Annotated in this window: 12 protein-coding genes and 1 other annotated feature; of the genes, 1 reads left to right on the top strand and 11 read right to left on the bottom strand. The window is 43.7% G+C overall.

Annotated elements, in window-relative coordinates:
• Positions 1-25: 25 nt before the first annotated feature.
• The 10 genes from ilvC to AC0VX7_RS03225 form a co-directional block, all read right to left on the bottom strand.
• A complete protein-coding gene (gene ilvC / locus AC0VX7_RS03270) occupies positions 26-1039 on the bottom strand; it encodes a ketol-acid reductoisomerase (RefSeq protein ID WP_475426657.1) in 1014 nt (337 codons plus the stop codon).
• A gap of 23 nt (positions 1040-1062) precedes the next feature.
• Positions 1063-1359, bottom strand: coding sequence for an acetolactate synthase small subunit (gene ilvN, locus AC0VX7_RS03265; RefSeq protein WP_475426656.1), 297 nt, complete (start codon positions 1357-1359; stop codon positions 1063-1065).
• The gene (ilvB, locus tag AC0VX7_RS03260; protein WP_475426655.1) at positions 1356-3074 is read right to left on the bottom strand and encodes an acetolactate synthase large subunit; all 1719 of its coding nucleotides are present in this window, start codon (positions 3072-3074) and stop codon (positions 1356-1358) included. Before ilvB ends, ilvN begins: the two co-directional genes overlap by 4 nt.
• 446 nt (positions 3075-3520) lie before the next feature.
• On the bottom strand, positions 3521-5188 hold the full coding sequence (ilvD, locus tag AC0VX7_RS03255; RefSeq protein WP_475426654.1) for a dihydroxy-acid dehydratase: 1668 nt from the start codon (positions 5186-5188) through the stop codon (positions 3521-3523).
• A gap of 25 nt (positions 5189-5213) precedes the next feature.
• Entirely contained in the window at positions 5214-6107 is an 894-nt protein-coding gene (gene ilvE, locus AC0VX7_RS03250; protein WP_475428064.1) for a branched-chain-amino-acid transaminase, read from the bottom strand.
• A gap of 65 nt (positions 6108-6172) precedes the next feature.
• Positions 6173-6425 (bottom strand) — a binding site (T-box leader).
• A 185-nt stretch (positions 6426-6610) separates the two neighbouring features.
• On the bottom strand, positions 6611-7168 hold the full coding sequence (locus AC0VX7_RS03245; RefSeq protein ID WP_475426653.1) for a hypothetical protein: 558 nt from the start codon (positions 7166-7168) through the stop codon (positions 6611-6613).
• Positions 7169-7268: 100 nt separating this feature from the next.
• On the bottom strand, positions 7269-8687 hold the full coding sequence (locus AC0VX7_RS03240; RefSeq protein WP_475426652.1) for a tetratricopeptide repeat protein: 1419 nt from the start codon (positions 8685-8687) through the stop codon (positions 7269-7271).
• Between the two features lie 186 nt (positions 8688-8873).
• A complete protein-coding gene (locus AC0VX7_RS03235) occupies positions 8874-9092 on the bottom strand; it encodes a hypothetical protein (protein ID WP_475426651.1) in 219 nt (72 codons plus the stop codon).
• A 140-nt stretch (positions 9093-9232) separates the two neighbouring features.
• Positions 9233-9403 carry a hypothetical protein gene (locus tag AC0VX7_RS03230; RefSeq protein ID WP_475426650.1) on the bottom strand — a complete coding sequence of 57 codons (171 nt, stop codon included), beginning with the start codon at positions 9401-9403 and terminating at the stop codon, positions 9233-9235.
• 379 nt (positions 9404-9782) lie between these two features.
• The gene (locus AC0VX7_RS03225) at positions 9783-10781 is read right to left on the bottom strand and encodes a DUF3231 family protein (RefSeq protein ID WP_475426649.1); all 999 of its coding nucleotides are present in this window, start codon (positions 10779-10781) and stop codon (positions 9783-9785) included.
• Positions 10782-11098: 317 nt separating this feature from the next.
• On the opposite strand from AC0VX7_RS03225, the gene AC0VX7_RS03220 reads away from it, so the two are divergent.
• Positions 11099-11464 carry a nitric oxide synthase oxygenase gene (locus AC0VX7_RS03220; RefSeq protein ID WP_475426648.1) on the top strand — a complete coding sequence of 122 codons (366 nt, stop codon included), beginning with the start codon at positions 11099-11101 and terminating at the stop codon, positions 11462-11464.
• A gap of 474 nt (positions 11465-11938) precedes the next feature.
• Here AC0VX7_RS03220 and AC0VX7_RS03215 read toward each other — a convergent pair whose 3' ends face one another.
• A complete protein-coding gene (locus AC0VX7_RS03215) occupies positions 11939-12589 on the bottom strand; it encodes a YcnI family copper-binding membrane protein (RefSeq protein WP_475426647.1) in 651 nt (216 codons plus the stop codon).
• Positions 12590-12665: the final 76 nt, after the last annotated feature.

The following is a 12665-nucleotide window of genomic DNA, read 5'->3' as shown; positions in this document are numbered from 1 at the left end:
CCCAATATGCTCACCTCGAAAATGATTATTTAACTAACTCTCTCTTTTGGTTTTGCTGAACGAAAGGCATCATTTTTCTCAGTTCTCTCCCAACATCTTCGATCGGATGCTGTTTTTCCCGATCGTTAATGGCGTTGAACTTGGTCCTGTCAGTTTGATTTTCCAGCATCCATCCTTGGGCAAAACTGCCTGATTGAATATCCGCCAACACTTCCTTCATTCGCGCCTTTGTTTCATCGTTGATCACACGCGGGCCTGATACAAAATCTCCCCACTGAGCTGTGTCCGAAATCGAATGCCTCATTCCTTCCAGCCCTTGTTCATACATGAGATCCACGATTAATTTAAGCTCATGCATGCACTCAAAATAGGCGACTTCTTTTTGGTATCCTGCCTCCACCAGCGTCTCGAACCCAGCTTTCACAAGGGATGTCAAACCGCCACATAAGACGGCCTGTTCACCGAAAAGGTCGGTTTCCGTTTCTTCCTGAAAATTCGTTTCCAGCACTCCTGCCCTCGCAGCTCCTACGCCTTTTGCGTAGGCCAAGGCCAGCTCCTTCGCCTGGCCCGTCACATCCTGATGCACCCCAATCAACGCCGGAACCCCTGCTCCTTCTTCAAAAGTTCTCCGGACTAAGTGCCCCGGACCTTTTGGCGCCACTAAAAATACATCCACATCTTCTGGTGGCACAACTTGATGAAAATGAACATTGAACCCGTGGGCAAAAGCAAGTGCTTTACCAGCAGTTAAAGCTGGTTTGATTTCTGATTCATAAACAGCTGGCTGCTTCTCATCAGGCAATAACACCATGACCACATCCGCCGCTTCACACGCTTCCCTGACAGACAATACCTGGAACCCATCCTCTTCAGCTTGAGCCCATGATTTCCCCTGACGCAATCCTACGACAACTTGATGCCCGCTATCCCGTAAATTTTGCGCATGTGCATGTCCCTGTGAGCCATACCCAACGACAGCCACCGTCTTTCCTTTTAAAACTTCTTCATTCACATCTGCTTGATAATAAACCTTTACCATTCCAACCTCTCCCTTTTTTAAAATTAGACCAGCAATTTCTTCATCACTGCGAGTTCCCTCTCAATGACACGTTCGTCCGTGACATCCGTGACAAACAAAACATCAACCTGTTTATTCACCTGCTTCACCAGCTGCAAAAACTTATGGTCATCTTCGACCTCGAGAATGACAGACATTTTAGAAACATCCTTCAGCTCCGGGTATGCGACCGCAACTGCAAGGCTCTCAATTCTGTAATGATGCTTGTGGAGCATACCCATAAGCCTGGTGAAAATCCCATTTTGATTTTGGACTAATGCCGTGACCATCCGCTTTTTCATGGTTTCACCCCAATCATTTCATGCAGCCCTTTCCCCGGCGCGACCATTGGATAGACTTTTTCATCAGGATTCACGCGGCAATCAATCAACACTGGCTCGCGGTCTGTTAAAACTGCACTGAAAACTCTCTCTGCTTCGTCAGCACTGCTCACCTTATAAGCTTTTATGCCATAAGATTCTGCAAGCTTTATGAAATCCGGCTGCAAGGAAAAAACGGAATGCGATAACCTTTTTTCATAGAAGGTTTCCTGCCACTGGCGGACCATTCCGAGTGATCCATTATTGACGATCAGCACTTTTACTGGCAGATTCCATTCTTTTAATAAAATCAATTCCTGCAGTGTCATTTGAAAGCCGCCGTCCCCGACGAGCGATACGACCGTCGCATCTGGTTCTGCCAGCTGTGCACCAATCGCTGCCGGGAAACCAAATCCCATTGTTCCCAGTCCGCCCGATGTGACCCAGCGATCTGGCTGCGAAAACGAGTAGAATTGGGCAGCCCACATCTGGTGCTGGCCGACATCCGTAGTGACAATCGCATCCCCATCTGTATGTTTGTGCACTAATTCAATTAATTGCTGCGGTGAAGGTAATTCTCCGTCATCCGTAAACCAGTACGGATACTCTTGCTTGTTTTTCTGTAAAAGGTCCAGCCAATCTCGTGAATCCGGCCCTTCAACTTCGCGGCTTAAAAGCATCTGTAAAACTGCTTTCGCATCTCCAACGATCGGAAACTCGGTCTCGACATTTTTGCCGATTTCCGCTGGGTCAATGTCTGCATGAGCAACCCTGGCATTCGGAGCAAAGGAATTCAGATTGCCTGTCAAGCGATCATCGAAACGGGCACCGATATTGATCAAAAGATCGCATTCATAAAGCGCCATGTTGGCGGTATAACAGCCATGCATACCGGCCATTCCCAAAAACAGTGGGTGCCCTGCCGGAAATCCTCCGAGACCTAGCAAAGTATGGACAACAGGCAATTGATACTGTTCTGCAAAAGAAACCAATTCCTCCGACGCCTTTGCATGCAACACTCCAGCCCCGGCTAAGATGACAGGCTTTTGGGAGTGTTGGAGTGCCTCAAGCAAGCTGTCTACCTGTAAAGGGTCAGGATTTATGGTTGGCAAATACCCTGGCAGATTAACCTCAGCCTCTGGCAAACAGTCAGTTTGAAGTGCTGTAAGATCTTTCGGAATATCCACCAACACAGGACCCGGCCGTCCAGTTGTCGCCAAATGGAAGGCTTCCTTCACGATCCTCGGCAGATCCTCTACCCTTCTCACCTGGTAATTCTGCTTTGTGATCGGCGCTGTCATCCCTACAATATCTGCTTCTTGAAAGGCATCTGTTCCAATTACCTGTGAAGCAACCTGGCCTGTAAAAATAACAAGCGGCAATGAATCCATCATCGCATCGGCGATTCCTGTGACAACATTTGTTGCGCCAGGTCCCGAGGTAGCGATCACGACGCCGGGCTTTCCCGAAACCCGCACATAGCCTTCCGCCGCGTGGATGGCTCCCTGTTCATGACGCGCCAGAACATGCTTGATCGGCGACCGGTACAATGCATCGTAAATGCCCAAAACCGCTCCGCCAGGATAGCCAAACAACAGCTCAACTTGCTCCTGTTTCAGGGCCTGAATGAAAAGATCCGCCCCATTCATGTTCAATTTTTCTGTTTCTACCGTTACCATTGGCTCTTTTGCTGCCATCCCAATTTCCTCCTTTTCTTCCTATTGATTCATCAACAAAGGGCAAAAAAGCCCTTCACCCCACACAAAAATCAAGTTTGTGCAGGGGTGAAAGGCTTATAGCATTCCACGGTACCACCCTCATTTGCTGCATCTCTTGCGAAGCACAGCCTTTTAAGGCAGCTCAGGTTTTTTTCCAAAAAGCTCTGAACTGTCTATTTTTTGCTAACGAGTATACCCGTGTATACCCGGCTGCCCCTACTGATATTTCAGGACAGCACTCAGAGGGGATGAAGGAATTGGCGTATTGCTGGCTTCCAGCGCGACCAGCTCTCTGTGAATACGGAATCCAATTCTTTAAACCTCGTCATTGAGTTATCTATTATATTTTTAAAATTCCTTAAACCTCGTAATCGAGTTATCTACTATATTTTTAAAATTCCTTAACCTCGTAATCGAGTTATTTACTATATTTTCAGGATGCCACCCGTGCTCGCTGAGGTGACCAGCTTCGAATAGCGAGCCAAATATCCTTTCTTGATTTTCGGCTCCGGCTGTTTCCATTGGACTTTACGATCATTTAATTCTGCTTCAGGAACCTCGAGGGTAATCGTTCTTTCCTCTAAATCAATGAAAATAGTATCTCCATTTTCCACAAACGCGATCGGACCTCCTTCAGCCGCTTCCGGTGAAATATGGCCGATGGAAATTCCCCTTGAAGCTCCGGAGAATCTACCATCCGTAATCAGGGCGACCTTCTTTTCCAGTCCTCTTCCGGCAATGGCGGCTGTTGGTGCAAGCATTTCCGGCATTCCCGGACCACCTTTTGGCCCTTCATAGCGGATGACAACCACATGCCCCTCACGTACATCGCCACTTTCGATTCCAGCCTGAGCCTCATCCTGGGATTCGTAGACAATCGCCTCACCTTTAAAAGTCTTGATGGACGGGTCCACTGCTCCTACCTTGATGACGCCTCCATCTGGTGCGATATTTCCAAACAGAATCGATAATCCGCCGACCGGGCTATAAGCCGTTTCCTTGTTGCGGATCACATCACCATTTAAAACCTCTGCATCCTTTACATTCTCGTAAAGCGATTTACCGGTGATGGTGATCCGGTCCGGATGTACAGCTCCTTCCATTTCACAAAGCTGTTTGATAATTGCGCTCACACCGCCGGCATTATGGACATCCTGCATCGAATAATGGGAAGCCGGGCTGATTTTAGACAAATAAGGAATTCGCTTTGCCACTTCATTAATCCGACTCAAATCATAGTCAATTTCCGCCTCGTTCGCGATTGCCAGCGTATGGAGCACCGTATTCGTTGACCCGCCCATCGCCATATCAAGCGCAAAGGCATCATCGATCGTTTCCTTGGTGATAATGTCTCTTGGCTTGATATCCTTTTTGACCATTTCGACCAAATGACGAGCTGCTTCATAGATTAATTTATGGCGCTCCGCTGAGGTCGCAACCAGTGTGCCGTTGCCAGGCAGCGCGACTCCCAGCATTTCCATAAGAGAATTCATCGAATTGGCGGTGAACATTCCCGAGCAGGAGCCACAGGTTGGACAGGCGTTCTTTTCAATATCCAGCAATTCCTCTTCAGACATTCTCCCAGATTGATAGGCTCCGACACCTTCAAAGACGGACACGAGCGATAAAGGCTGTCCAGTGCTGGAAACACCCGCCTCCATCGGGCCACCCGAAACAAATACGGAAGGAACATTCGTCCTCACTGCCGCCATCAGCATCCCAGGAGTGATCTTGTCACAGTTCGGGATGTAGAAAACACCATCGAACCAGTGCGCATTAATCACGGTTTCAGCCGAATCGGCGATCAGCTCCCTGCTTGGCAAGGAATATCTCATGCCGATATGCCCCATCGCGATTCCATCATCCACCCCAATGGTATTGAACTCGAACGGAATTCCGCCCGCCTCTCTGATCGCGTCCTTGACGACATCCGCAAACTGCCTCAGATGGACATGGCCAGGAATAATATCGATATATGAATTGCAAACGCCAATAAAAGGCTTTTCAAGATCCTCTAATTTCACTCCAGTTGCATAAAGCAAGCTTCGGTGCGGAGCACGGTCGACTCCCTTTTTAATCATGTCACTGCGCATAAAAAATCCCCCCAGTTTTTAATCTTTATACACTTTGTTGTTCATATACTTTGACTCCGTCTTCAACGACGGTTTTTCTGAACTCTTCTAAAAGTTGATTGGTGACGGCACCTGGTTTCCCATCACCGACCACTCGGCCATCCACCTTCACAACCGCAATGACCTCCGCTGCCGTTCCCGTTAAAAAGACTTCATCGGCCACATAGACATCATGCCTTGTGAAAACTTCCTCCTTCATCGAGAAGCCAAGATTATGGGCAATTTCCATGATCGCATTTCTTGTGATCCCTTCCAGTGCTCCTACATACCCGGGCGGCGTGAGGATCTCACCATTTTTCACGATAAAAACATTGTCCGCAGAGCCTTCCGCTACATAGCCCTGGTCATTCAGCATGAGCGCTTCATTGACACCAGATAAACCGGCCTCGATCCGGACAAGGATATTATTCAAATAGTTCAGTGACTTCACTTTCGGTGAAAGCACATCCGAGCGATTCCGTCTCGTCGCTACCGTGACAATCTCGATTCCCGACTCATATAGTTCTTTCGGGAATAAAGCAAGCTCTTCCGCAATGACGATGACCTGCGGCCGTGAGCAGGAGGCCGGATCCAGACCCAAGTTGCCCACTCCTCTCGAGACAACCACGCGAATATAGCCATTCAACAGGTCATTCACCCTTAAAGTCTCTACTACAAGATCGCTTAACTCCTGCTTGCTGTAAGGAATGGACAACATAATCGACTTTGCCGAATCATATAGCCGATTAACATGGTCCTGAAGCCGGAAGACATTGCCTTCATACACTCGAATACCTTCAAAAACACCATCTCCGTATAGAAAACCATGATCATACACTGACACAACAGCGTCTTTCTTACTGACAAACTGGCCATTCAAAAAGATCAATTGCTCCTTCATCATCCATTCCTCATTTCCGGTATTTTTTTAATCTTTTTTTGAAAAATAAAAAAACTCGCCCCTAAAATAGGGACGAGTTTAGCTCGCGATACCACCCTAGTTCCGTCATGGATAGAAAAATCCACATTACGGCACTCAATCAACGTACAATCATACGCGTTCCTTGTAACGGCGGACCACCCGGCAACACTTACTGAAAAAGTTCAGCATTGCATCTCGGAGATGATTTTCGGATCAGTTCTGAACATCGGCTTGCACCATTTACCGACTCTCTGTAGAACAGGGCACTCATCTTACTCTTCTCGTCATCGATTTTATTTTCGAAAAATTATTAATTATAAAATTATCAGCTGGCAAATGATTTGTCAAACTATTTTTAATGTTTTTTTAACGATTGATAATATTTAGGTAATAGTACCTGAGGAAATTAGGAATATATTTTAATCGGTTTTCAAGACAAGCGGTTTAAAATCTCGACACTAGAATGCCACGTCCCTACAAAGTTACTCCTGAAATTGAGACAGTCCAATTTCGGAACCTTTCTCGTCGTAAAAAGTCAGTTCAGCTGGAAATGGTTGCTTTGTGTCTTCGGGAAATTTTTCATAGGTTATAAATCTCTCTTCGCCTTTTACATTAGATTCAATACTATACTCTCCTGAATACAATTCCGCTTTGATATGATCAATTCTCATTTTTGGATTTTTCCCAATCATAATCCCATACATACCTTTGTTTGTTTTAATTTTTTGATAGGATACGATATTGGTTCCATAACCAGAATGCTCAATTTTATATTTTCCATTCAACCCCTTGATCAGATGAGCATAGCCCATCTCACCGTTATCGGTTTGGAACAGAACGATGTACGAGTTGGTATCATCTAACTGAACAGACTTAATGACCTCTGGCTTTATACTGCCTGAATCCCGGTTACTCCATTCCTGCAAACCTGATTGAATAGCAGCTGGGTTATCTTCGATTGGATATTGATTAAAGTTATAGATCACATAGCCAATCGCCATAACTGCAACGAGTATAACCAAATACCCTGCTTTTTTCATACTATCCCCCCTAAACAAGACTCACTTTCATCTTAACATAGTGGAGAAAAATGCAGCTCCAATCCCATTTTGTGAGACAAGAGCACCGTCCCATGTCTCTTTAGCCCGTCTCCTGGTCGCTCCTTAATTGTGTATAAATTTGCTGATAGGCTGACGCCTCGTTGACCATGCCTTTGTGCTGATACATTTTGCACAGCTGCCTGACCGGAGCTGGGTCCGCCGGGTTGAGCTCCATTTCCCAGAAGAAACATTCGATGGCTTGATCATATTGATTGAAATCTGCGTATAATTGCCCCAATTCCATCATTCTGTCAGGATTCTCCAAAAGAGCGGCCATTTTATTGATTTTGCGCATGGCGAGGGAATGTGGAAAATGCTTCTGAATAGGCTTCAGTTTTTCACAGACTACTTTCAAGTCATGCCCCTCCATTAGCTTTGCTGCAAGCTGCAGAATTCTTTGTTCAGATTGCTTCGGGTCATTTTCCTGGGAAGCTTGCTGATGGAGAAGCAAAAACTCATCCAAGTGAGAAGAGACAAATTCAGCATCAACCTGCTTCCAAATTTCATTAAGAATCTGATGAAACTCTTCAGGCAGATCCTCTATGAAGGGGAATAAATAAACGGCCGCTTTCTCATATTGCCCTTCTCTCATCAATCCTTCAATGAAAGTTCGAGCTTCCGGTACCCATTTATACGGATTTATTTTTGCATAGGATAGGACTAGAATCCAATTCTCGAGCGGGATGTACTTCAAGGCCAACTCTGTTTGGCTCTTAACGGACTCAGAAGTAAGATTCATTTTATCCTCCATCCAAAGCAGCAGACCTTCTGCATACCGTTCTTCGTTTCTTAATATCTTTTCGAGCATTTGAAAATGTTCGCTTTTTTTCCGATTCATAAAGCAATGGAACTCTGCAAATAAGGGGTCCTTCTTTTGGATTGCCGGTAAAGATGAAGTTGTGTAAAAACTGGAATATGAGCTGTATTCCCGGGAATGGAGGAGATCACTGATTTTTTCCAGAGAAGGAGATAAGTCAGACAAGAGATGGATTGATTGATAGGCTTTGGAAAAACTGCCGTTTCTTCTGTAGTGAAAGAAGATATTTTCGATTGGTTTGGCGAGCTGTTCTGGTGAGAAAAACGAGTCGAGTGCTGCGGCAATACATGGTATTTCAAGGAGGGAATAATTGCGCTGGAGATGATTGAAGAACTTGTTTTTAACTGGTATGGTTAAAGCTGTCGTGGGAATGAGTACAGGCAGAAGTGGATGCTTTTGATCTAATATGACCCCTTCATTCAGCACTTTATCAATAAATGAACCCTTTTCAACCTTTTCAAGTTGATCACCATAGATAAGGGCATTTTTGTAAAAAATCAAATAGTATTTTTCGTTTACCTCAGTTTGGACCTCGGCGACCATGAATCTGGCGAAGATTGCTGCCCGCACAACTTCTCCATTGACCATAACCCTATTAGATTTGAACGATATTTTTGTCGGCATTGTTAGTTCATTTTTCATGAAAAATTGAGCCTCCTATTGAATCGTATATTTACTTCTATAATTTAATTATACGTTACCCTTTTAAAAAAAGCGACGAAGCGGGACATAGGGACCGTTCTCCTGTCCCACTCAAGCAGCAGAACAACCTTCGAATGTATTCTACAATATCTTGCCATTACATAAAAAAAGCATCCCTAAGGATACTTATTTATATATTTTAAGCGGTTCAATGTTGATCTTTAAGACTACGGTTGCGGGATCATGAACCATATTTATTTTATCCACCACATATTCTTTCTTGTAGATCGTGACAGTATTACTAGCCCTCAAAGCCGCAACATACTGCTCCCAATGCTTTACATTGGCACTTAAGAGACACTTGTCTTTCAGATAATAATCCACTCTGTTAGGAACTCGGTTCAATTCTACACCTCCCCTTTTGATAGAGTTTATGAATCATATTATCTAATCATGACAAGCTGTTCACCGTTTCATCAGCTAAAAAGAAAAATCCATCTTTTTTACAAGATGGATTTTGGTTTGTCTGATATAAATTGATTCAACTACAGCCCACCACAGTTTGGTGAATTGTTTTGATCTCCCTCCATGTAATCCATGCCTTTTTCAACTGCTTCCAGTCCATAATCTGTTTGACTGATCTCCAGTAACTCTTCGTTTTGGACGTTGTTTATATTTGGGGAATCCTTATGTGCCTTTTTGTTATCTTTCATCATTTGCCTCCAAAGTTTATTTCGTAGTATTCTCTCGGAGGTGTATGGTTATTCGAATTCAGGTAAGTCAATGAGACGATGGGACATGGGGACGGTTCTCTTGTCCCCAAAAACCCCTTCAAATTCAACCAGAACTCCAATTATCCTTTCATTACATTACCACGAGGAAGAAAAGGACGTATCCGTTCCTCCTTAAAAAATTTTAACGGAATACAGATACGATTCTTCCCCAAAAATAAAAAAACAAGGAGACAGTAGAAAGATTCCTTTATTTCATATTTCCACCTGGTTCCCCCTTCTCCCACTTCCCTTATAACAAAAAGAAGCACAGGATACGTCCCCATGCTCCCAAGGAAGAAAAAAATAATGACTTTATTTCCTATTATCTGGATCTGTCATCAGCCAAAGGTGGCTGCTCCAGCCAGCCGTTGCTTATTAAAAGCCTTGCTCCATCCTCTGCATACAATCCGATTTCTGCTAGTAGACTCGTGTATTGAAGCGCTAAGTCCCTTCTTTGTGTTACAGCCATACCAGCACCATAAAATCCTATTGCTGCTGAAACTAATGATTCGATATGGAATAACATCAGTTTATCCGAAAAGGGTGCTATGGTGGAATTTGTGACTTCCGATGCCCAGGAGTTTGGTGGGGTTAAGTTTTCTTTTGTTAAAATAGCCCCGAAAACAGAGAAGTGTTTTTTACAGATGTCTCTTCCTTTTAAGAAATATTTTTGAACCTCTTTTGTTTTACAGACTTGTGCAAATCCAGTTTCTAGAACAACTTTTACTGCTGTCTTTTTCATATTAAAACTTAAACCGCTTATTTCCATTGCGTTTAGTGGACGCTTTTTTCCAAACCATCCTGTTAAATAACTTTGTTTATCCACAAAGTCTATTTGCGATGGATTATTGAGGCGTGGCGCCCTGCTATAGACCCCTTTTTCCAGCATTAACTGGACAACCTTTTCGAACAATACCATTGTTTCCTTATTACATTGGATAAAATATTCAATTTGGTCGGAACGAGTTGAAGTTCCAACAGCGCCAGCATATCCTGTCAGACCGTGCAGCGTCATAACATGCACATAGTCCAACATGAAAATATCTGTAAATAAAGGCGGAGCACTAGGATTCACATCCTCCTCAATCGTAAAACCTTTGGGAACAGGAAATCCCTCTTGATTCAGAAACTCTTTAATTCGAACAACATGAGATTCTGCAATGCTAAGTGCAAATTCAATGATCCCCTTAATATCCTCATCCTTAACATTATTAATAGAATGATGAAATATACAAATCGCTAATGTATCATTCACATATTGAGTCCAAAGATTAGCTAACTCAGCTGAGGTTAACGAAACGTTATGGCTTACATCTTTCATAAAAATCACCTCCAATAATACATCCTCCAACCCAATACTGACTTTGTTTCTATACTTCTTTAGGTATGAAATTATTATTCGATGTTCATTGATTTTTATTCAACACTTATAATTCTGCTAGTAAGTTCTTGGTATTATAAAAGCCAAACTATAAGGGAGTAAGAAACGGCTGACAAAAAGTCAATGTTGTTTTTGAAGATGTTAAGTAGAGAGGAATTATGGAGTTAAACGATAAAGAAGGAGAATGCTCTAATTATTGATCATACGGCCTTCATGCTAAAATAATAATGAGATAACAGTAACAGGAGGATTCAGGCTTGGTTAATCAGTTGGTTATTGAAGCGGAAAGATTTATACGGAACTGTTATGGAGAGTTGCAAAAATCGAAGCAGGAAATCGAAGCGAGAATTGATTTAATAAAGCAGGAGATTTCTGAAACCCGGACTTATGAACATACATTTGAGGAACTTGAACATGGAGCGAAGATGGCATGGAGGAATAGCAACCGCTGTATCGGCCGTCTTTTTTGGGACAGCTTGACGGTGTTTGATGCTCGAGGTCTGCAAAAAACCTGTCTGAAGTTGCGCTTTCTTCTGACAGCTTTTCTTCATTTGACACGGAACCTGTCTGAAGTTGGGCCTTCTTTTGACAGCTTTTCTTCATTTGACACGGAACCTGTCTGAAGTTGGGCCTTCTTTTGACAGCTTTTCTTCATTTGATGAAAAACCTGTCTGAAGTTGCGCTTTCTTTTGACAGCTTTTCTTCATTTGACATGGAACCTGTCTGAAGTTGCGCTTTCTTTTGACAGCTTTTCTTCATTTGACACGGAACCTGTCTGAAGTTGGGCCTTCTTTTGACAGCTTTTCCTCATACGATCCCAAACCTGTCTGAAGTTGCGCTTTCTTCGGACAGCTTTTCTTCATTTGGTCCCAAACCTGTCTGAAGTTGCCCTTTCTTCTGACAGCTTTTCTTCATTTGGTCCCAAACCTGTCTGAAGTTGCCCTTTCTTCTGACAGCTTTTCTTCATACGATCTCTAACCTGTCTGAAGTTGAGCCATAAAAAGAAGCACAAGATACCCCCATGCTCCCATCCTTAACCGCATCTAATACAAAAGGGAGCAAAGGGTACGTCCCCTAGCTCCCTCTGGATAATCAATTTATCCTCTTTTTCTAAAAGAAATAACCAATGCTAACAATCCTGCAATTAAAGCAGCGAGCGAAAGGTAAAGCGGTACGTTGCTCGTTGCTGTTTTTGCTTCCACGTCATTTTCGAGGTCTCCAGCAGCACTGTGGTCATTGGAAGAATCAGTTGATGTTCCTCCATGTCCATGACTAGATCCATCTGCAGGATTCACTACTGTAAAAGAAGCCGGCTTGTCTGCATCAGGTGCGCCAACCCATTCAACTACACTGCCATCGCTGTAGGTTTGATAGGCTTTCCAAATAATCTCTGTCGCTTCATCGTCAACTTTTCCTTGGATGTTAAATTGAACGAATTCGCTTTCTGTTAATCCTTTTCCTTCGGTTGTCCACGTAGCACTCGTGATTTTTCCAGTGTCATCTTTTTGAACCTCGTATGTCCAGCCTGGCTTCGCTTCAAAGCGGGTGATATTCACTTCTTCAGGGAATTTCACTTCCACGTTCGTTGTTTGAACATCTTGACTCTCAGAAGGAACTCGCACAGTGAATACTTCATATTTCCCCTGTGAAGTTTCCTGTGGCTGAACGGTTACATGCGCGCTTGCCACACCGGCAAAAAGAGTGATCGCACCAATCATTGATATGGTTAATGTTAAAAGTTTTTTCATTGTGAAATCTCCTATATTTTTGGCTCTGTTAAACTGGTCTGTTGATTTCTGCTCCAGGCGCTTCGCTTTCCACTAC

It is taken from the genome of Mesobacillus sp. QJM3NY_10, from assembly GCF_056173465.1.
This window is presented reverse-complemented; position numbering and strand designations above follow the sequence as displayed.